Annotated in this window: 18 protein-coding genes; 4 read left to right on the forward strand and 14 right to left on the reverse strand. The window is 38.9% G+C overall.

Going from position 1 to position 19,654, the window contains the following annotated elements; translation table 11 throughout:
• Positions 1 to 50: 50 nt before the first annotated feature.
• The 8 genes from Q4597_RS12425 to rpsO all read right to left on the reverse strand — a co-directional run bounded on the left by Q4597_RS12425 (position 51) and on the right by rpsO (position 7,572).
• Positions 51 to 1,031 carry a YpdA family putative bacillithiol disulfide reductase gene (locus Q4597_RS12425; protein ID WP_303406446.1) on the reverse strand — a complete coding sequence of 327 codons (981 nt, stop codon included), beginning with the start codon at positions 1,029 to 1,031 and terminating at the stop codon, positions 51 to 53.
• The gene (gene rpe, locus Q4597_RS12430; RefSeq protein WP_215441274.1) at positions 1,010 to 1,690 is read right to left on the reverse strand and encodes a ribulose-phosphate 3-epimerase; all 681 of its coding nucleotides are present in this window, start codon (positions 1,688 to 1,690) and stop codon (positions 1,010 to 1,012) included. The genes Q4597_RS12425 and rpe overlap by 22 nt, the downstream gene beginning before the upstream one ends.
• A gap of 97 nt (positions 1,691 to 1,787) precedes the next feature.
• Positions 1,788 to 2,807: an adenosine deaminase gene (locus Q4597_RS12435; RefSeq protein WP_303406447.1), complete on the reverse strand. Its 1,020-nt coding sequence runs from the start codon at positions 2,805 to 2,807 to the stop codon at positions 1,788 to 1,790.
• A gap of 126 nt (positions 2,808 to 2,933) precedes the next feature.
• Positions 2,934 to 3,386 (reverse strand): tRNA (cytidine(34)-2'-O)-methyltransferase, encoded by a 453-nt coding sequence (locus tag Q4597_RS12440; RefSeq protein ID WP_303406448.1) that lies wholly within the window; start codon positions 3,384 to 3,386, stop codon positions 2,934 to 2,936.
• Positions 3,387 to 3,394: 8 nt separating this feature from the next.
• The gene (locus Q4597_RS12445) at positions 3,395 to 3,634 is read right to left on the reverse strand and encodes a VF530 family protein (protein ID WP_303406449.1); all 240 of its coding nucleotides are present in this window, start codon (positions 3,632 to 3,634) and stop codon (positions 3,395 to 3,397) included.
• 221 nt (positions 3,635 to 3,855) lie between these two features.
• Positions 3,856 to 4,719, reverse strand: coding sequence for an RNA polymerase sigma factor RpoD/SigA (locus tag Q4597_RS12450; RefSeq protein ID WP_215441282.1), 864 nt, complete (start codon positions 4,717 to 4,719; stop codon positions 3,856 to 3,858).
• 164 nt (positions 4,720 to 4,883) lie between these two features.
• Positions 4,884 to 7,115 carry a polyribonucleotide nucleotidyltransferase gene (locus tag Q4597_RS12455; protein ID WP_215441284.1) on the reverse strand — a complete coding sequence of 744 codons (2,232 nt, stop codon included), beginning with the start codon at positions 7,113 to 7,115 and terminating at the stop codon, positions 4,884 to 4,886.
• Positions 7,116 to 7,302: 187 nt separating this feature from the next.
• Positions 7,303 to 7,572: a 30S ribosomal protein S15 gene (rpsO, locus tag Q4597_RS12460; RefSeq protein ID WP_215441286.1), complete on the reverse strand. Its 270-nt coding sequence runs from the start codon at positions 7,570 to 7,572 to the stop codon at positions 7,303 to 7,305.
• 249 nt (positions 7,573 to 7,821) lie between these two features.
• Here rpsO and Q4597_RS12465 point away from each other — a divergent pair, with 249 nt between their 5' ends.
• Positions 7,822 to 8,736 carry a DUF302 domain-containing protein gene (locus tag Q4597_RS12465; protein WP_303406450.1) on the forward strand — a complete coding sequence of 305 codons (915 nt, stop codon included), beginning with the start codon at positions 7,822 to 7,824 and terminating at the stop codon, positions 8,734 to 8,736.
• Positions 8,737 to 8,827: 91 nt separating this feature from the next.
• Here the strand turns inward: Q4597_RS12465 and Q4597_RS12470 are convergent, their stop codons facing one another.
• The 4 genes from Q4597_RS12470 to Q4597_RS12485 all read right to left on the reverse strand — a co-directional run bounded on the left by Q4597_RS12470 (position 8,828) and on the right by Q4597_RS12485 (position 14,106).
• Complete coding sequence (locus tag Q4597_RS12470; RefSeq protein ID WP_289041688.1) at positions 8,828 to 9,313, reverse strand: hypothetical protein; 486 nt, start codon at positions 9,311 to 9,313, stop codon at positions 8,828 to 8,830.
• Positions 9,310 to 10,185, reverse strand: coding sequence for an acetyl-CoA carboxylase, carboxyltransferase subunit beta (gene accD, locus Q4597_RS12475; protein WP_215441341.1), 876 nt, complete (start codon positions 10,183 to 10,185; stop codon positions 9,310 to 9,312). The genes Q4597_RS12470 and accD overlap by 4 nt, the downstream gene beginning before the upstream one ends.
• Before the next feature lie 33 nt (positions 10,186 to 10,218).
• A complete protein-coding gene (gene fbaA, locus Q4597_RS12480) occupies positions 10,219 to 11,286 on the reverse strand; it encodes a class II fructose-bisphosphate aldolase (RefSeq protein ID WP_215441290.1) in 1,068 nt (355 codons plus the stop codon).
• Between the two features lie 207 nt (positions 11,287 to 11,493).
• On the reverse strand, positions 11,494 to 14,106 hold the full coding sequence (locus tag Q4597_RS12485) for a BamA/TamA family outer membrane protein (protein ID WP_303406451.1): 2,613 nt from the start codon (positions 14,104 to 14,106) through the stop codon (positions 11,494 to 11,496).
• Between the two features lie 184 nt (positions 14,107 to 14,290).
• Here Q4597_RS12485 and Q4597_RS12490 point away from each other — a divergent pair, with 184 nt between their 5' ends.
• On the forward strand, positions 14,291 to 15,013 hold the full coding sequence (locus Q4597_RS12490; RefSeq protein WP_303406452.1) for an RNA methyltransferase: 723 nt from the start codon (positions 14,291 to 14,293) through the stop codon (positions 15,011 to 15,013).
• 2 nt (positions 15,014 to 15,015) lie between these two features.
• On the opposite strand, the gene Q4597_RS12495 is transcribed toward Q4597_RS12490, so the two are convergent.
• Positions 15,016 to 15,735 carry a porin family protein gene (locus Q4597_RS12495; protein ID WP_303406453.1) on the reverse strand — a complete coding sequence of 240 codons (720 nt, stop codon included), beginning with the start codon at positions 15,733 to 15,735 and terminating at the stop codon, positions 15,016 to 15,018.
• A gap of 77 nt (positions 15,736 to 15,812) precedes the next feature.
• Entirely contained in the window at positions 15,813 to 16,541 is a 729-nt protein-coding gene (gene ubiE / locus Q4597_RS12500) for a bifunctional demethylmenaquinone methyltransferase/2-methoxy-6-polyprenyl-1,4-benzoquinol methylase UbiE (protein ID WP_303406454.1), read from the reverse strand.
• 203 nt (positions 16,542 to 16,744) lie between these two features.
• Here ubiE and trkA point away from each other — a divergent pair, with 203 nt between their 5' ends.
• Together trkA and Q4597_RS12510 are read left to right on the forward strand one after the other, a co-directional pair.
• Positions 16,745 to 18,094, forward strand: coding sequence for a Trk system potassium transporter TrkA (trkA, locus tag Q4597_RS12505; protein WP_303406455.1), 1,350 nt, complete (start codon positions 16,745 to 16,747; stop codon positions 18,092 to 18,094).
• Positions 18,094 to 19,584, forward strand: coding sequence for a TrkH family potassium uptake protein (locus Q4597_RS12510; RefSeq protein WP_215441297.1), 1,491 nt, complete (start codon positions 18,094 to 18,096; stop codon positions 19,582 to 19,584). Before trkA ends, Q4597_RS12510 begins: the two co-directional genes overlap by 1 nt.
• The last annotated feature ends 70 nt before the right edge of the window (positions 19,585 to 19,654 follow it).

A 19,654-nucleotide genomic window follows, 5' to 3' on the forward strand; every position in this document is an offset into this window, starting at 1 on the left:
ATACCCGTAACAGTGAAATAATACCCCCTGAAAACGGGGGTATGTAAATTTTAAACTTTGCTTACCTCTTTTTCTTTAAGAATGGATGCGATAATTATTTTAGCATGTATCCTTGAATTTTCTATGAACCATTTATGGGTTTCCATGCCACCACAGATTACACCGGCCAAATAAATTCCGGATACATTGGTTTCCATAGTTTCCGGGTCATATTGCGGCAATTTTTTATCATCGTCAGAGAGTGCAATTCCCATCTGGGTCAAGAAATTAAAATTGGGCATATAGCCGGTTAAGGCTAGAACAAAGTCGTTATCTAGGGTTATGGCGCCTTCTGGGGTATTAATAACAATTTCATTCTGGCGCACTTCTTTTAGCGTAGAATTGTAATACGCTTTTATGCTGCCTTCTTCTATGCGGTTTATAATATCCGGTCTAACCCAATATTTTACCCGTGGCCCTACTTCATCTCCTCTTATCACCAAAGTTACTTCAGCACCTTTTCGCCAGCACTCCAAAGCAGCGTCAATAGCAGAATTACTGGCGCCTACAACGGCCAGTTTTTGACTGGCGTAAAAATGTGGATCGTCATAGTAATGCGCTATTTTAGGAAGGTCCTCGCCAGGTATATTAAGCTTATTTGGTAAATCATAAAAACCTGTGGCCACGACTACCTTGTCCGCTGCATAGCTATTCTTGCTAGATGCTATTGAAAAACCATTTTCGGTCTTTTCAACCTTATCTACCTTTTCAAACAGCCTAATATTAAGCTCGTTAGAAGTAACGATTCTCCTGTAGTATTCCAGGGCTTCGTTACGTTTGGGTTTAGCTTCGGTGCTTATAAAAGGAATGTTGTCTATTTCCAATTTTTCCGAAGAAGAAAAGAACTGCATGTTCTGCGGATAATTAAAAAGGGAATTTACAATAGGCCCCTTTTCCAAAATAACATAGCTCAATCCTCTTTTCTTGGCTTCAAGTCCGCATGCAATTCCTATAGGTCCTCCTCCTATAATTACAACTCGAAAATGCTCCATCTATCGGTAGATTTTTTAAGTTCTTGAATTGTTTTTATTGGGTCTTCGGTCTTAAAAATAAAGCTGCCCGCAACTAAAATATCGGCACCGGCCTTGATTAGGGCTTTGGCATTTTTAGAATTTACCCCGCCATCAACCTCTATTAAGGTAGAAGCATCGGACTCTTTTATCAATTCTTTAAGGTTGTAAACTTTCTCGTAAGTATTCTCAATAAAGCTTTGTCCGCCAAAACCAGGGTTTACACTCATGATAAGGGCAATGTCTATATCCTTGATAACATTTTTGAGCAGGTTAACATTGGTATGTGGGTTTAAGGCAACTCCGGCTTTCATGCCCTCGGCCTTGATGGCCTGTATAGTTCTGTGTAAATGTGTGCAGGCTTCATAATGAACGGTTAGATGTGTGGCACCCAACTCTGCAAAAGTTTTGATATAACGGTCAGGGTCAACAATCATTAAATGCACATCCAATGGTTTTGTAGCGTGCTCGGCAATAGTTTTAACCACAGGCATACCGTACGATATATTAGGTACAAAAACACCATCCATTACATCAATATGGTGCCAATCTGCATCACTATTGTTAACCATTTCTATATCACGCTGCAAGTTGCCAAAGTCGGCAGCCAAAAGGGACGGTGCAATTTTTGTTTTGCTCATTTTGTGTCAGTTAAATACAATTTATACAAAAGTAATGAATTGTGATTGTACGGGGTAACGCATATGGGCAAAAGACGTCTACTTATAAGAATAGCGGCTAATGGTTTTGTAAGTAGAGGTCAATTTCTTTAATGAACTCCTGTTTTTTCTGATTGGACAACCAACTAGCTTTAAATCCGTTTTTTGCCAGTTCCGCGATTTGAGATTTAGAAAGGTTTAAGGCATTGGCTACGCCCCAGAAATTTTCGTTCATATATCCACCAAAATAGGCTGGGTCATCTGAGTGGATGGTAACCAAGAGGTTGTGCTCCATCATTGTAAGCAGCGGATATTCCTTTAAATCTTGAATTACTTTAAGTTCCAAATTTGATAGAGGACAAAGGGTAAGGGGCATTTGTTCTTTGGCCAACCTCTGCAATAGCTTAGGGTCGTCCAGACAGCGATTGCCGTGGTCAATACGTGTAACCTTAAGCAAATCCAGTGCTTCCCATATATATTCGGATGGACCTTCTTCACCTGCATGGGCAACGGTTAAAAATCCTTCTTCAAGGGCCTTTTGAAAGACGTTTTTGAATTTTGAAGGCGGATTACCTACTTCAGAGGAATCTAGCCCAACCGCTACAATTTTGTCTTTATGGGGTAAAGCTTGTTCTAGAGTTTTAAAGGCCGATGCTTCATTTAGATGCCTTAAAAAACTCATAATTAACTTAAAGCTGATGCCCAGTTTTTCTTGACCATCTTCTAAAGCGTTGTAAATACCATTCAAAACGTAGTCAAAAGGAACATTACGATCAGTATGGGTCTGAGGGTCAAAAAATATTTCTACGTGCTTAACATTTTGCTCATGAACTTTTGTTAAATAGGCCCAAGTAAGATCGTAAAAATCTTCTTCTTTAAGCAATACCGATGCTCCTGCATAGTAGATATCCAAGAACTCTTGCAGGTTGTTGAAACTATATGCTTTTTTAACTTGATCTACGTTGGCATATTTGATCTTAAGGTTGTTTCTCTTTGCAATCTTAAACATGAGCTCCGGCTCAAAAGTACCCTCAATATGTAAGTGTAATTCTGTTTTGGGTAGACCTGAGATAAAGTTGTAAAGGACAGAATTTTTCATAGAGCGGTTATGTTATTATATAGAAATGAGCAGTTACCACCAATTTAAGCGTTTTTTTATAAAAATATAGGCTTTTAACAAGGTCTATTGGGGAATTATGTTTCGGTTCTCCAATGAATGTTGGTTTTACTGTAAGTGTTTCAACCCTTCATAAACTGCAATACCCACGGCATTGGCCAAATTTAGACTACGTACATGGTTGCTATAAAGCGGAATTTTATAGATATCATTTTCATACGAGGAGAGTAGGGAGGAGGGCAAACCTACCGACTCTTTGCCAAAAACAAGAAACTGCCCGTCTTCAAAAGGTATGGACCAATGATTTTCCGCGCCATGACTTGAAAATAGTGCCAAATTTTTGTTGCCGTGTTCGGATAAAAAATCTTCAAGACTTTCGTAAATACATAAATCTAAATGTTGCCAATAATCAAGACCGGCCCGTTTTACACGTTTGTCATCCAATTCAAATCCAAAAGGTTTTACAAGATGAAGTGTAGAGCCCGTTGCCAGCGCAAGTCTACCAATATTTCCGGTATTGTTGGGTATTTCTGGTTCTACAAGAACAATATTGAAGGGCATAATCTAATCTATTTGTAAAAAGACTTCAAATATAGCTGTTCTACCTTGGTTCTTGCCCATGGTGTACGCCTTAAAAATTTAAGCGAAGATTTGATGGTAGGATTACTTTTAAAACAATTAATATTTATACGGTCTGCCAATTCTTCCCAAGTGTACTTTTCAGTCAACTGTTCCAAAATGTCCACTAATTTTACACCGTGTAACGGGTTGTTAGGTTGGGTGTTGGGTGTTTTTTTGTCAGGTTCCATAGTAAAGTGTTGCGTGCGTTATTTTCAATAGACCCTTTAAATATAGGGGTTTCAAAAGATTTTAAGAGTCTGTTATAAATGAAAAAACTCCGGTAATCAGCCGGAGTTTATTCATCAATCAAAAAACGAACAGTCATGATAAACTGTTGTCAGTATTAAAATTACAATATATATGCCAAATTTCCAATTTAAGGATTATTTAACGTGTAATTTTAGGGTTCTTAGCCCAAATACGTTTTAAGGATTTTACTTCTAGAAGTGTGTTTTAATCTTCTAATAGCCTTTTCCTTAATCTGGCGAACTCTTTCTCTTGTAAGGTCAAAAGTCTCACCAATTTCTTCAAGGGTCATGGAGTGTTGTCCTGCCAGACCAAAGTACAAACGGATTACATCTGCTTCTCTAGGTGTTAAGGTTTCCAATGCGCGCTCAATCTCGGTACGCAAAGATTCATGCAACAACTCTTTGTCCGGGTTTGGAGATTCTCCACTACGAAGTACATCATAAAGGTTAGAATCTTCACCATCGATCAATGGAGCATCCATAGATACATGACGACCGGAGTTCTTAAGTGATTGCTTTACATCCTCAACCGTCATATCCAGTTCTTTTGCAATTTCCTCAGGAGAAGGCATACGTTCGTGTGCTTGCTCAAGAAAGGCAAAAGTCTTATTGATTTTATTGATCGAACCAATTTTGTTCAATGGCAAACGTACAATACGAGATTGTTCTGCCAAAGCTTGTAATATAGATTGACGAATCCACCACACGGCATAAGAAATAAACTTAAATCCTCTTGTTTCGTCAAAACGTTGTGCGGCCTTAATAAGGCCAAGGTTACCCTCGTTAATTAAATCGGGTAAAGTAAGTCCCTGGTTTTGGTACTGCTTGGCTACCGATACAACGAATCGAAGATTGGCCTTTGTGAGTTTTTCAAGAGCGACCTGATCGCCTGCCTTGATGCGTTGTGCCAATTCTACTTCTTCATCTGCTGTAATCAAGTCTACTTTGCCTATTTCTTGCAAGTACTTGTCCAAAGATGCGGTCTCCCTATTGGTGACCTGTTTTGTAATTTTAAGCTGTCTCATGTAAATAAATTAGGTTCAGTTTGCATAGACTGCATATACTTATACGTAAAAAAGCCAGAAATGTTACAAACGGGCTAAAAAAACTTTATTTTTTAGATGAGTCGCATAAAAAAGCCTCAACTTAACAAGTTGAGGCTTAAAATGTGTGTTAAACTTTAGAAGTATTAGTCTCTTCTAGGTTTACGGTCACGGTTATCTCTACCACCACCTCGTCTATCATCTCTACCACGGCCACGATCTTTATCATTCCGTGGTGGTCTTTCTACAAAACCTTCTGGCTTAGGTAATAATGCTTTTCTAGAAACTTTTTCCTTACGGGTTCTAGGATCTATACCAAAGTATTTTACATCAAAAACATCGCCCATGTTTACTACATCGGAAACATTTTCAGTTCTTTCCCATGCCAGCTCGGATACGTGTAACAATACTTCGTTGCCTGGGGCATCAACATATTCTACAACAGCACCAAAATCTAGCATTTTGATAACTTTTACCTCGTAAGCACTACCTACTTCCGGTTTGAACATCAACGAATCGATTTTTGCCAATACAGCATCGATACCGTTTTGATCTGTACCCAAAATTTCAACGATACCTTCTTCGGTAACAGGGTCTTCATTGATAACAATGGTAGTATCCGTCTCTTTCTGAAGTTCCTGAATTACTTTTCCACCAGGTCCGATCAGGGCACCAATGAATTCGTTAGGAATAGTGCGTGTAACCATTTTTGGAGAATGAGGCTTCACATCTGCATTTGGTGCAGCTATTGTGTCCGTCAATTTTCCAAGAATATGTAAACGGCCGTCTCTTGCTTGTTTCAAGGCATTCACCAAGATTTCGTAAGAAAGACCTTTTACTTTAATATCCATTTGGCAAGCGGTAATACCATCGGCAGTACCGGTTACTTTAAAGTCCATATCGCCTAAGTGATCTTCATCACCTAAAATATCCGATAATACAGCGTACTTTCCAGATTCAGTATCCGTAATTAGTCCCATGGCAATACCTGAAACTGGTTTTTTCAGTTGAACACCGGCATCCATTAGGGCCATTGTACCGGAACAAACGGTAGCCATAGAAGAAGAACCGTTAGATTCCAATACTTCTGATACTACACGAACCGTATAAGGGCAATCTGCAGGAATCATTCCTTTTAATGCCCGTTGTGCCAAGTTACCGTGCCCTACTTCTCTACGAGAGGTACCACGTATAGGTCTTGCCTCACCTGTTGAAAAAGGAGGGAAGTTATAATGTAAATAGAAATTCTCCTCACCTTCGTAAGATGGCATATCTATTTTATTCGAATCTCTAGATGTACCCAAAGTTACGGTAGCCAATGCTTGAGTTTCCCCACGTGTAAATATGGCAGAACCGTGAGTAGATGGTAAGTAATCTACCTCACACCAGATAGGTCTGATTTCATCTGTCTTACGACCGTCTAAACGTAAACCTTCATTTAAGGTAAGGTCACGAACGGCAGCTTTTTCAGCTTTGTTGTAGTATTTAGAAATCATACCACCAAAATCGGCTTGTTCTTCTTCGGAGAAAGAAGCTACGATTTCTTCTTTTATTTCGGAGAAGGCAGCGCTTCTTTCATGTTTGGCAGAACCTGCTTTGGCAACGGCGTATACCTTGTCATATGCCATGTCATGAATTTTCTTGGCCAGATCTTCATCTTCTCTTTCTGGCTCATATTCACGTACATCTTTCTTTCCGAAAGCTTCGGCCAACCTTAATTGAGCTGCACATTGAACCTTAATGGCTTCGTGTGCAAATTTGATGGCTTCGGTCATTTCTTCTTCAGAAATTTCGTCCATCTCACCTTCAACCATCATAACAGAATCAGCAGAAGCACCGATCATCATATCAATGTCAGATTCAGCTAGTTGAGCTCTGGTTGGGTTTATAACGAATTCACCGTTTACACGGGCAACTCTTGCTTCCGAGATAGCGCATTCAAACGGGAAATCCGATAATTGAATTGCCGCAGATGCAGCCAAACCGGCCATTGCATCTGGCATTACCTCATCATCATGAGACATTAATTGAATCATCACCTGAGTTTCAGAATGATAATCTTTTGGGAAAAGTGGACGTAGAACACGATCCACCAAACGCATAGTCAATACTTCACCATCACTAGGTCTTGCTTCTCTTTTGAAGAAACCACCTGGGTAACGTCCCGCAGCTGCAAATTTTTCGCGGTAATCTACCGTTAACGGAAGGAAGTCAACATCACTTTGTTTGTAGTTGGAAACAACGGTACACAATAGCATACATTTTCCTGATTGAACAACAACAGAACCGTGGGCCTGTTTTGCCAATTTTCCGGTTTCGATAGAAATTTCCCTACCGTCACCAAGGTCTATGACCTCTTTAAATACTTTTGGAATCATAAATTTTAATTAAATACGCCAGCCGGCGAATTGTTAAACAATGGTCTTATCGGCGTGTTATGGCCGAAGTTGTTGTGTTGTGTTGACCAATGAAAAACTGGGTGCAGCTTTTTGTAAAAAAATCCTAATACTTAGGATGACTAATATATATAAAAAAGGGCTGAAAATTTCAGCCCTTTGTAAATACTTATTTTCTAATACCTAATTCTTTGATAAGCTCACGATACTTTACAATATCATTCTTTATCATATAATCTAGTAGGCTTCTTCTCTTACCCACGAGCTTTACCAATGAACGCTCTGTGTTAAAGTCTTTGTGGTTTTTCTTTAAGTGACCAGTTAGGTGATTGATACGGTGTGTAAACAATGCAATCTGACCTTCAGTAGAACCTGTGTTCTCTGCGCTACCGCCGTATTTCTTAAAGATTTCGGCTTTTACTTCTTTTGTTAAATACATTCCAATATTATTTTAAATGATTTTTATGTATATGACTGATTTTCAATCAAGCTGCAAATATACGATTAATGTGCATAAAACAAATGATTTCTACAATTAAATTCAGTAAACGCTTGGTGTGTCAAACAAAACTTTGTGATGTAAGAAAAACCGATTACCACTACCGTGCGTATATAATTATAGTATGAATGGCGGTCTGTTGAATAGAACATAGATATAGACTTAAGTCCCCCCAAAAATAATATAGTTATGAAATTGAAATTTTTTACAAGTATTTTCTTGGCATTAGCTTTCGTTGCTTGCGATGAAGATGAAACAAAAGAACCTGGAACAATGGATACTGCTCCAAATGTGGTGGGTATGAATTTTTTAAAAAGTACACAGTCTTTTGACGAAACCTATGCTGTACTTAAAGCTAGTCTAGAGGCAAATGAGAATATTAAAATTGTAGCGGAGGTGGATCATTCAGCTAACGGGGCTTCTGCAGATTTGGAGTTGAACCCAACTAAGATTATTTTCTTTGGAAATCCTAACTTAGGAACGCCGTTAATGCAGGTAAACCAACAGGCAGGTCTAGATTTACCACAGCGTATTTTGGTTTATCAAAATGAAAGCGAGGAGGTTTACGTAGGTTATAATTCTACGGTTTATTTAGCTAACCGCCATACACTTAGTGATGTGCCTACTTTACCTACAATAGCAGGAGCATTAAAAAACTTAAGTGAAAATGCGGGAATGGCCGAAGTTACGGAGCAAACTAGTGATGTAGAGGCAGATTATAATGTACTAACGGTTGCAAGTACACGAACATTTGATGATACTTACAACAATATAATGAGTGTAATTAATGGAAATCCAAACTTAAAACTTGTAGCTGAATTAGATCATCAGACCAATGCGGCTAATGTTGATTTAGAATTGTTACCTACTAAAGTTATTATTTTTGGTAATCCACAGCTGGGTACACCGTTAATGCAAAACAGCCAAACCACAGCTCTAGATCTACCACAAAAAATATTGGTATATGAAAATGCGGCTGGTGAAGTTAACATAGCATTTAATAGTCCTGAGTTGTTAAGGTCAAGGCATGGTATTACAGGTAGTGATGCTACTCTTGAAACTATTTTGGCAGCATTGCAGGGTATTGCTACTTCTTCAAACTAGTATAGTATTGAACAGGGAATTATTGAGCTTCACTAGAAATAGTGAGGCTTTTTTTATTTAAGGAGTCGTCGGTATTGTAAATAAATTTTTGCTAAAAAGCGCAACCCGAAGGTAAGGGGTCTTCTTTTTCTAATTCTTTGGCAAATTCCGAGTCTAGTTGAGCTGGCATAAAGCCATTTTCAACAGAGCCTTTTTGTACGGCAGAAGCATAACCCAAGGTATTGATATGCACACGTACGTAAACCTGAGTGTTCTTTGTTAGAGGTATATTGGTTCCCGAGCGAGAAAAGGGCTGCTCGTCTACATGGCTATGCGTAAGGATTCTCCGGTAAATGAGGTTTCCTTCTAAATCAACAACTTCCCACCAGTCTGCGTATTGCTCGCAACCCGTATCCGGACTTTGTACCGTGGTGTTAAAAGTATAGGAGTTTTCGTCTCCGGTAACCTTAAGTGCAATTACTCCTGCTGTTTCAGATAAAATGCCTGCCGCGTCAGATTCTGCGGCAAGCATTTTTTCCTTATCTGTTGAACAACATAAAAACCAAAATGAAACTAGTGTGTAAACTAAAGGTTTCATGCGGAGGCTTTTTCCTTTCTAATAGGGTTGTTCTGAATTAAATCTATATACAGATTGATTTTCTTTTTTAAATCCCTTCTATGTGAGATGAAATCTAGAAAGCCATGTTCTTTTACGAACTCTGCAGTCTGGAAACCGTCAGGAAGATCTTTTCCTGTAGCTTCTTTTACAACTCTAGGACCGGCAAAACCAATTAAAGCGCCAGGTTCGGAGATGTTTATGTCTCCTAGCATGGCATAAGATGCTGTTGTACCTCCCGTAGTTGGGTCCGTACAAAGTGATATATAAGGAAGTTTGGCTTCTGCCAATTGCGCCAATTTAGCCGATGTTTTGGCCAATTGCATTAAAGACAGGGCCGCTTCCATCATACGGGCACCACCGGATTTTGAGATCATTACAAAAGGAACCTTTCTTTTTATGGCATAATCTATACCTCGTGCAATTTTCTCACCTACCACACTACCCATAGAACCTCCAATAAAGTTAAAGTCCATACAGCAAATTACAACGTCCTTGCCTAAGGATTTACCAAAACCGGTTCTAACGGCATCGTTAAGTCCGGTTTTTTTCTGGGCTGCCTTTAAACGTTCAGAATATTTTTTGGTATCCTCAAACTTTAAAGGGTCTTTAGATGTTAATTTGGCATCCAGTTCCCTGAACTTGTTATCATCAAAAAGTATTTCAAAATACTCTTTACTGCCTATACGAACGTGATAATCGTCTTCAGGACTTACGTAAAAATTTTTAGCAAGTACTTCTGATTCAACAATTTTTCCCGTAGGAGATTTGTACCACAACCCTTTTGGGGTGTCTTTTTTCTCTTCGGTAGCTGTCTGTATTCCCTTTTCCTTTCTTCTGAACCAAGCCGTCATATCTTCCATAATTAGTTTTGGGGATGCAATTTACTATAAGGTGTTTACATTGTTTAAGTCTTCAAAAGCCTTTTTTAGTCGCTCTACAAAAGATTTTTCACCTTCACGTAACCAAACTCTTGGGTCGTAAAACTTTTTATTTGGCTCGTCAGCTCCTTTTGGGTTGCCAATTTGTGATTGAAGATAATCTTTATTGTCTTGAACGTAATCACGTACACCTGCTAAAAATGCATACTGTAAATCAGTATCAATATTCATTTTAATTACGCCGTAGCTAATACCTTCTCTAATTTCTTCAACAGTAGAACCTGAACCTCCGTGAAAAACAAAATCAATATGATTGTGTTCTACTCCATATTTTTCAGAAATGTATTCTTGAGAGTTTTTAAGAATTTTTGGAGTCAGTTTTACGTTACCTGGCTTGTAAACACCGTGAACGTTTCCAAAAGCTGCTGCAATGGTAAATTTTGGGCTTACTTTTGATAACTCTTCATAAGCATAAGCTACTTCTTCTGGTTGTGTATATAATTTAGAATCATCAACATCTGAATTGTCAACACCATCTTCTTCACCACCTGTAATACCAAGTTCTATTTCTAACGTCATGTTCATTTTGCTCATGCGTTCTAGGTATCCTTTACAGATTTCAATATTCTCTTCAAGAGGTTCTTCTGAAAGGTCTATCATGTGTGAGCTGAAAAGAGACTTGCCGGTTTCGGCAAAGTGCTTTTCACTAGCATCTAAAAGTCCGTCTATCCAAGGCAACAATTTCTTTGCACAGTGGTCTGTGTGGAGAATTACGGTAGCACCATAGGCTTCGGCCAATTGATGAACGTGTTTTGCTCCTGCTACAGCACCAAGAATAGCTGCTTTTTGGCCGTCATTGGATAAGCCTTTACCTGCGTTGAACTGAGCACCTCCGTTTGAAAATTGAATGATTACGGGAGCATTTAGGCTTGCTGCTGTTTCTAGAACACCGTTAATCGTGTCAGAACCAATAACGTTTACTGCTGGAAGGGCAAACCCTTTTTCTTTGGCATAGTTAAAGATTGCCTGTACTTCGTCACCTGTTGCGACACCTGGTTTTATACTGTGAGCCATAATGTTTCTAGTCTATGTTATTTGTAAAAAATGAATAGGACAAATGTAATAAAATAAATAGGTCTAAAAAGATTGGTGTTTATAAGTTTCTCAATTTTACGGCGTAAAATTGTTATAAATTGAAGGGGCTATAACCATTGTTTACGTTAAATCTGATCGAGATATGTTCATTTTCTATTGAAGTACATACCGCATTGGTCTGCTCCTTTAGAAAGGATAGTTAATTCCAATTTGCAGTACGGAATTGGCTATATTGTAATCTCTGAACCATCTTTTTGAGATTACTTCCGCAGGATTATAGGTTTTAAATCCTAAGTCTGCACGTAATACAAAATATGTAAAGTCATAACGAAGGCCAAAACCTGTGCCCAAGGCAATATCTTCTAATGATTTTAGACTGGTAAATGTGGCTTCGGGGTCTTCTACGTTGTCAAAAACATTCCAAATATTGCCGGCATCCGCAAAAAGTGCTCCTTTAAGATTACCGAAAAGAGGAAATCTATATTCTAGATTGAGGCCAATTTTTAGGTTTGCTTCGTTAAAATCGTTAATTGCATCCGTACGGCCCGGCCCAAGAGAATAGGGAGACCATGCTCTAATATCGTTAGCGCCACCAGCAAAGTAACTCCGTACAAACGGAATGTTATTGGAGTTGCCATACGGAATGGCAATACCAAAAAAGCTGCGGAATGCTAAAACGTTGGTCCTAGAAGTGGCCCAATATTTTACATAATCGAATTCCGTTTTTATATATTGACTATAAGGAACGCCAAATACTAGTTGGTCCTCATTATCATTTTCGTTAAACGGAATTATATTGGAAAGTAAGGATAGGGCATTGCCGGCACTTTCTAGTTTAAAACGAAACTGAAAGAAGTTGTTGTCCGTCAGGCCTTTTCTATTGTTTAGGTTAAAACTGTAATTACTGGCAAAAATAAGGTTGTTTTCAGTAAGGCGTTGTCTTCTTTCTTCAATACGGCTTACGGTTTGGAATTCATCCGTAGTAGTTGGTACATCTCCGTTAAGAACTGCTTCTGTAAACTCAGTAGTTCCGGAGGGGATACGTAGGCGTGGATTATCCGAGTTCTCTGAAGTTTCAAAATATCGTGTTAGTTCAGGGTAGTCTACCGCATCGTTATAGCTGTCAAAACTATCTGCAACATCATCAAGTTGGTTATATGAATTGCCGTAAACGTTGAAAAAACGGTCTGGGTTAACGTTTCTAACGAACTGTATGTTCAGGAGTTCAACATCATGTTTTATAAAATCCGAGGGAACCCAATTGTATCCCAATACAGTATTGAAAGCCTGCTTATCCAGACCTATATTTTTTTGAAAGCTTGTACCTATGGAAATACGTGTACGGGGCAGGGTGTAACTGGGGATAATTTTATTGGTGTTGATAAAAGGTAGCCAGATTCTAGGGATATCCAGTGTTAGGTCTGCACCAAATTCTTGTATGTTAAAAAACCTACTATCAATAATGCTGGGATCGTTTGAGGAACCAATACTTAATCTACCTGCTAAATTTAGGTTTTCGGCTCCGCCAAAAAGGTTTCGTGCCTGTAATGAAGGGCTTAGGGCCAATCCTACCTGCTGAATGTTGGATCTTGTTACTTCAAACGATGTTCCCAATGAGTATTTAGGGCGTGCCGCTAGATAGATGTTGGCATCTAATGTTGCGGAACTGTCTGTTGGGGTAGACGTTATAGTAGGGTACTTAAAAACACCTAGGTTGGTAATCTGTCTGTAGGTACGTGTACGGTCTATATCTTTATAAATACTGTCTTTTTCAAAAAATACGGCATTTGCCAAGGTCTTAGGTTTAAATCTTAGCTTGTTCCTGTAAAATATGGTGTAGTCTCCGTAGCGTATAAATTTCTGTTCGCTGTCGCGTTCGTCATATAGAAAATCCGTATAAATATTGATTTTATCAAATTTATAAACCTTATACTCAGCACTGGTTACCGCACTGTCTCCTCGTCTTTTAAAATTGTCAATGTTGAGTTCAATGTTCATTTTTTGGTCATTGGCCAACTTGGTGGTATCTGTGGCTATATCATAGGAAATAGAGCTTTCTTGAAAATTATAGATACCGGAATTTCTAAAAATTGTGCTTAAACGTTCTCTCTCATTGGCAAATTTAGAGAGGTCAAATTGGTCTCCATCCTTTACGAACGCATCGTCTTTGTTGAGCAGGTAGATAGAATCTATGGCTTTTGATTCTATTTTTCTTGATATGGAATCGATAATAAATGGTTCTCCTAAATCAATTTTATAGGATACGGAAGCTCTTCTTTTCTCTACTAGACTATCGATTTCAAAGCGCGTATTGTTGTTAAAATAGCCTTTACTACCATAATAAGCGCTTAATCTTTCTAAGGTGCGTTTTGTTTTTGTGGTGTCCAGTATAGATGGAGACTCGCCCACTTTTTTAAGCCATTCGCTAAGTCCGCTCACTAGAAAAGATTCCCCAAGGCGGTCAACTTGTTTTTTTGATAGAATGTTGTTTAGCCGTCGTTCTCTTTTTTCGTTTTTATCCAGCCAGGCCTGATATGAAGAATCAGGGTTCTTTTTTGCTAAATTATAAAGGTTAAGGCGCAGCGGGTAGCCAAGAAGGGTGGTGTTGGGCTCTTGAATGATAAGGCTTTCAATATCCTCATCTTTTACTTCTACGCTATCTGCAAAGATTGTATTTTTTTTGAGCAAGAATTCATCTTCGTCAACCCGTTTTAACGTGTTACAAGAGTTGATTACCAGAACTACAAATAATAGGCTTATTTTAGCAGCGGTATTAGTAAAGCGTAACATTTTGCCCATAGAGATCAAAAATACATTGATTTCATTTAAACTTTTTTATTTGAAGCTGAAAATATAAGTTTTTCTAAGGGATGAGTCATTTTAGGCAGTCTTGAGAACTTATTTTTCTAGTACAGCGTGAATATAAGGGGTAAAATAACATTTTTGCACAAATAAAAATCATCGGATAGAAGTATAGATTACTATGGTTTCAAAAAATCAAGTCAAACTTGTAAAAAGTCTACATCAAAAAAAGTACCGAAATCGTCATAATCTTTTCGTTGTCGAAGGTATAAAGGTTGTTCAGGAGTTAGTGCATTCCAGTTTTAAGGTTAATGCCCTCTTTAGTACGGATGTGCATATTGATTTGGGAACCGAGGATGTTATTGAGGTAGTTAGTGAGGCCGATTTAAAAAAAATGAGTGCGCTTACTACTCCCAACAAGATTTTGGGCGTGTTTGAAATACCCGAGACTCAAAGACCTAATTTTGACGACTGGGTGGTGGTTTTAGATGATATTCGTGATCCTGGAAATTTAGGAACTATAATTAGGTTGTGCGATTGGTTTGGAATAGAGCATTTAGTATGTTCTTCCCATACGGTAGATTGTTATAACCCCAAGACCTTACAGGCTACAATGGGTTCCATTTCTCGTGTAAATATTGGGTATACGGATATTTTAAGCTTTTTAAAGGATGCTCCGGTAGATGTCTTTGGTGCCTTTATGGAGGGTGAGAACGTATATGGGGAAGAGTTGCCTAGTTCCGGAATTTTGGTAATGGGTAATGAGGCCAACGGCATTTCCAAGGAAGTGGAAGCTATGGTGACTAAAAAAATTAGTATTCCCCAATTTGGGAGGAGTACTACCGAAAGCCTGAACGTAGCTACCGCTACCGCTATTTTATTGAATGAAATTAGACGGGGTTAGGGTTATTCAAAAGTAAAGTTTATGAACAAGCCTCTGGTTTTCATAGATTCTATGTTTCCGGTCCATGGGCTATTGGGGGCGTTGTCTCTAATGATTTCATCCGTTAGCCCAAAAACACCACGTATGGAAGGGGTGAATTTGAAATATTCCAGATAAAAGTCAATTCCAAAACCGAGCTCGTAATTATAGGTCCACTTTTTCATTCTAAATGTGCCGCTGCTGTTGTCGTCAAGGCTCTTTTCGTTACTTCCAAGGTTTAGGGAAGCAGAAGGCCCGGCTACCAAAAATGGTTTAAAATTGCCAAAACGGCGCATTCCTACTTTTAACAGAACAGGAAAATTAATGTAGGTAGATTTTACTTCGGTAATGGCATCGCGTTCTCCTTCTTCCGTAGCAGTAAAGCCAGGAAAACCTAAAGTACGTGCGTTATAATACAGGCCTGGTTCAAAACGTACATCAAGAAATTCATTTAAACGCAGCTCGCCAATAAGACCTACATTAAAGCCCGTTGACTCCAAAACTTGGATATCCGTGCCTTGGTTGCCACGATCTTGTTTGTAATCAAATTTAAACCCATATCTATTAAAGCCCAGAAAATATCCGTAGTTCAGAAGTTTTTTATCCTTGTTCTCAATATTAAGAACGGGGTTGGAGTTAAATTGGGCATTCGCCGGTAGGGATAGGAATAAAATACCTCCCAAAAGCAAAAAAAATCTTTTCATTCAAAAAAATATTATCCGTTCGCTTTTCTGGTCAAAAAAGTAGAACCGCTATTTTTACTGGCCTTTCGGCTGCGAAATTATTTTGTAGCAACATATATAGATGCAACCCCAAATGTTTGGGGCTTGTTCTCTACCTCTATAAACCCGATTTTCCGTAAAATATTGTTGAAGGCATTTCCGTGGGGGAAAACAGAAGCAGATTCACTTAAATAGGTGTAGGCAGATTTATCCTTTGAAAACAATTTTCCAATAGCAGGTAACATATATTTTATATAGAGATTGTAACCCTGTTTAAAAGGTGTTTTGGTAGGAACGGAAGTCTCCAGAACAACAAAAGTACCGCCGGGAGCGAGCACTCTGTGTATTTCGGCAAGGCCTTTTTCCAATGTCTCAAAATTACGAACGCCAAAAGCTACGGTAATGGCATCAAAACTACCGGTTTCAAAAGGTAGGTTCTCACTATCGCCCACAACCATTTCAATGGTGTTGTCCAAACTTTTCTGTGCTACTTTCTTTTTGCCAACCTCTAGCATTCCCGGAGAAATGTCTAGCCCTACTATCTTTTTGGCCCCTGTTTCAACTAAATTTATGGCTAAATCGCCTGTTCCTGTGGCTATATCCAAGATGGAGTTGGGCTTTTTGGCCGTTAAAATGGCAACCACCCGTTTACGCCATTTAATATCTATTCCAAACGAAATTACACGGTTTAGGCCATCGTAGTTTTCCGATATATTATCGAACATTTGGGTAACTTGGTCTTTCTTGCCAAGTTCAGAATCTTTGTAGGGTGTAACCTTTTTGGCCATAATGGGCAATTTTTTGGGCAAAGATACAATATCGTTTCAAGTAAACCTTCAAGCCAACAAATGAATGAAAGTGCATTTTATCGCCATTTTAAATAGGCAACCAAAATATTATGTAATTTTGCGCAGCAAAATATAAACAGCCATGTAGTTTTTACATTCATAAAGGGTTTATAAACTGCAGACCCGAATTAAGTTGCTGATAAATGAAAATTATAATCGCAGGTGCTGGTGAAGTTGGTTTTCACTTGGCTAAACTGCTATCTTACGAATCCCAGGATATTACACTCATTGATACTAGAAAGGAGAGTTTGGCCTATGCCGATACTCACTTGGATATTCGCGTGTTACGTGGCGATGCTACTTCTATTTCAGTTTTGAGGGATGCAGATGTGCAAAATTCCAGATTGGTAATTGGGGTTACGTCTTCAGAAACAACCAATATTACTTTGTGTATGTTGGCAAAGCAAATGGGATGTAAAAGAACCATTGCCAGGATTTCAAATACCGAATTCATAGAAAATCAAGAAGATATTAATTTTGCTAATCTTGGAATAGATGAATTGATATCTCCAGAAGAATTGGCTGCAACGGAAATACAACTTTTGTTAAATAAATCGGCCTTTAACGATACCTATGAATTTGAGGAGGGTAAACTAATTATGGTGGGTGTTTCCTTACCTGCTTCCGCGCCTTTTGTGGGGAAAATGGTAAAAGAAGCGGCAAGGGTCTTTCCGGAACTCAACTTTATGCCAATAGCCTTACAGCGAACCGGAACCCAGTATACGGTTGTGCCTAGGGGTGATACCGTTTTTAAACATGGTGATCAGGTCTATTTTATTACGACTAAGGAAGGTGTTGAGCAGTTGTACAAACTTACCGGTAAAAAGAAAGAATCCATTAGAAATGTAATGATTCTTGGGGGTAGTAAAGTAGGGTTTAAAGCGGCTCGTGATCTTTGTGTGAGCAAGTTTAACGTAAAGTTGATAGAGAAGGACAAAGAAAAAGCCTTTGACCTAGCAGATGACCTGCCCAATGCCCTTGTAATTAATGGCGATGGTAGAAACGTTGAATTGCTTGAGGAAGAAAGTCTGGAATCTATGGATGCCTTTATTGCAGTTACCGGAAATTCAGAAACTAATATCATGTCCTGTTTGGTGGCAAAGTCCAAGCATATCAAGAAAACCATTGCTATGGTTGAAAATATGGACTATTTTCAGTTATCGCATTCCATTGGTATAGATACCTTAATAAACAAAAAACTACTTGCCGCCAATAATATATTTAGACATATCCGTAAAGGTGAGGTAGTGGCGTTAATGCGTTTAAACAACCTGAACGCAGAAATCCTAGAGTTTGTGGTTAAGCCCAATTCAAGGGTAACAGGTAGTGTTATTCGTGAACTTAAGTTTCCGAGAGCGGCTACCATTGGCGGGGTCATTCGCGGAGAGGAAGGAATTATTGCCTTAGGGGGATTTGAAATTCAAGCGGGAGACCGCGTTGTGGTTTGTTGTTTGCCAGAGGCTATTCCTAAAATAGAACGATTGTTTCTTTAATGCAGTTAAACTCAAAAATAATATTTCATATCATGGGGCTGCTGTTGTTGTGCAACGGGGGCTTTATGCTATTAGCAGCGTTAGTAAGTGGCATCTATGATGATGGTGCAACTTTAAGTATTGCGCTGGCGGCTATTACAACCATGTTCGTGGGTACCTTTGCTATGTTCTATACTAGGGGGCATAAGAAAGAAGTAAAGCGAAGAGAAGGGTATATTATTGTTACTTTTGGCTGGTTGGTGATGTCCTTTTCCGGTATGCTGCCTTATTTGTTTTCGGGTGAAATACCTACCGTTACCAATGCCTTTTTTGAGACGGTTTCCGGCTATACCACCACCGGGGCTTCAATTTTAGATGATATAGAAGTTCTACCGGAAGGTTTGTTGTTCTGGCGTAGTCTTACCCATTGGATAGGAGGTATGGGGATTATAGTTTTGGCCATTGCAATCTTACCTTTGTTGGGTATTGGAGGAATGCAGTTGTTTGCTGCCGAAGCACCTGGGCCCAGTGCCGATAAGTTACATCCCCGAATTACGGATACCGCAAAGCGACTTTGGTTAATCTATGTAGGGTATACTTTAGCGGAAACCGTGCTTTTGAAATTGGCCGGTATGAGCTTTTTTGATGCCATTAACCATTCTTTAGCTACTTTGTCTACAGGTGGTTTCTCTACTAAGAACCTAAGTGTGGCCTATTGGAATGACCAACCTCTTATACAGTATATTATAATCTTATTTATGTTTCTTGCCGGAAGTAACTTTGTACTTAGTTATTTTGCTTTTAAGGGTAAGGTACAGCGTGTGTTACAGGATGAGGAGTTTAGGTATTACGGTGGTTTTGTTATTGTGTTTACGATAATTGCGGCCCTAGTGGTTTATTTGAAAGCCGAAGTGCCGGTAACCGAGTACCATCCTATGGTTCTGGGAAGTGGGGAAAGTGCTTTTAGACATACCTTGTTTCAGGTAATTTCCGTGATAACTACTACAGGTTTTGTCTCGGCCGATTTTACAAGTTGGACTCCTTTCTTAACCGTTTTCTTTTTTGGTTTGATGTTTTTGGGCGGTTCTGCCGGTTCTACTTCGGGAGGTATAAAAGTAATGCGCCATATTCTTATTATTAAGAACGGATTGTTGGAGTTTAAGCGAACATTGCATCCTAATGGAATAATTCCTGTACGGTACAATAATAAGACGGTAAAGGAGCAAATTGTATATAATATCATTGCTTTTTTCGTACTCTATATGTTGTTGTTCATCATAGGGGCTTTAGTGTTGGGTGCCATGGGTATCGATTTTGTGACAGCCATTGGTGGTTCTGCATCTTCTCTGGGGAATGTTGGTCCAGCTTTTGGGGGATTATACCCGCTAAGTAATTTTAACGGTCTGCCGGATGCTGCAAAATGGTGGTGCGGCTTTCTTATGCTAGCAGGTAGGTTGGAGCTTTTTACGGTTCTTATTCTACTGACCCCTTATTTCTGGAAACGTACTTAGTTAAATGATAAGTCCTTTGTTACGGAAGCTTAGGTTAAATAGCTTTCCGCTGAAAGAGTAGATATAAAAA

It is taken from the genome of Zobellia sp. 1_MG-2023 (genome assembly GCF_030549125.1).
Lineage (GTDB): Bacteria > Bacteroidota > Bacteroidia > Flavobacteriales > Flavobacteriaceae > Zobellia > Zobellia russellii.

What these genes read in the sequence shown, in the direction of transcription:
- Q4597_RS12425 (WP_303406446.1), bottom strand. Translation starts at nt 1,031, where the DNA reads ATGGAGCATTTTCGAGTTGTAATTATAGGAGGAGGACCTATAGGAATT.
- rpe (WP_215441274.1), bottom strand. Translation starts at nt 1,690, where the DNA reads ATGAGCAAAACAAAAATTGCACCGTCCCTTTTGGCTGCCGACTTTGGC.
- Q4597_RS12435 (WP_303406447.1), bottom strand. Translation starts at nt 2,807, where the DNA reads ATGAAAAATTCTGTCCTTTACAACTTTATCTCAGGTCTACCCAAAACA.
- Q4597_RS12440 (WP_303406448.1), bottom strand. Translation starts at nt 3,386, where the DNA reads ATGCCCTTCAATATTGTTCTTGTAGAACCAGAAATACCCAACAATACC.
- Q4597_RS12445 (WP_303406449.1), bottom strand. Translation starts at nt 3,634, where the DNA reads ATGGAACCTGACAAAAAAACACCCAACACCCAACCTAACAACCCGTTA.
- Q4597_RS12450 (WP_215441282.1), bottom strand. Translation starts at nt 4,719, where the DNA reads ATGAGACAGCTTAAAATTACAAAACAGGTCACCAATAGGGAGACCGCA.
- Q4597_RS12455 (WP_215441284.1), bottom strand. Translation starts at nt 7,115, where the DNA reads ATGATTCCAAAAGTATTTAAAGAGGTCATAGACCTTGGTGACGGTAGG.
- rpsO (WP_215441286.1), bottom strand. Translation starts at nt 7,572, where the DNA reads ATGTATTTAACAAAAGAAGTAAAAGCCGAAATCTTTAAGAAATACGGC.
- Q4597_RS12465 (WP_303406450.1), top strand. Translation starts at nt 7,822, where the DNA reads ATGAAATTGAAATTTTTTACAAGTATTTTCTTGGCATTAGCTTTCGTT.
- Q4597_RS12470 (WP_289041688.1), bottom strand. Translation starts at nt 9,313, where the DNA reads ATGAAACCTTTAGTTTACACACTAGTTTCATTTTGGTTTTTATGTTGT.
- accD (WP_215441341.1), bottom strand. Translation starts at nt 10,185, where the DNA reads ATGACGGCTTGGTTCAGAAGAAAGGAAAAGGGAATACAGACAGCTACC.
- fbaA (WP_215441290.1), bottom strand. Translation starts at nt 11,286, where the DNA reads ATGGCTCACAGTATAAAACCAGGTGTCGCAACAGGTGACGAAGTACAG.
- Q4597_RS12485 (WP_303406451.1), bottom strand. Translation starts at nt 14,106, where the DNA reads ATGGGCAAAATGTTACGCTTTACTAATACCGCTGCTAAAATAAGCCTA.
- Q4597_RS12490 (WP_303406452.1), top strand. Translation starts at nt 14,291, where the DNA reads ATGGTTTCAAAAAATCAAGTCAAACTTGTAAAAAGTCTACATCAAAAA.
- Q4597_RS12495 (WP_303406453.1), bottom strand. Translation starts at nt 15,735, where the DNA reads ATGAAAAGATTTTTTTTGCTTTTGGGAGGTATTTTATTCCTATCCCTA.
- ubiE (WP_303406454.1), bottom strand. Translation starts at nt 16,541, where the DNA reads ATGGCCAAAAAGGTTACACCCTACAAAGATTCTGAACTTGGCAAGAAA.
- trkA (WP_303406455.1), top strand. Translation starts at nt 16,745, where the DNA reads ATGAAAATTATAATCGCAGGTGCTGGTGAAGTTGGTTTTCACTTGGCT.
- Q4597_RS12510 (WP_215441297.1), top strand. Translation starts at nt 18,094, where the DNA reads ATGCAGTTAAACTCAAAAATAATATTTCATATCATGGGGCTGCTGTTG.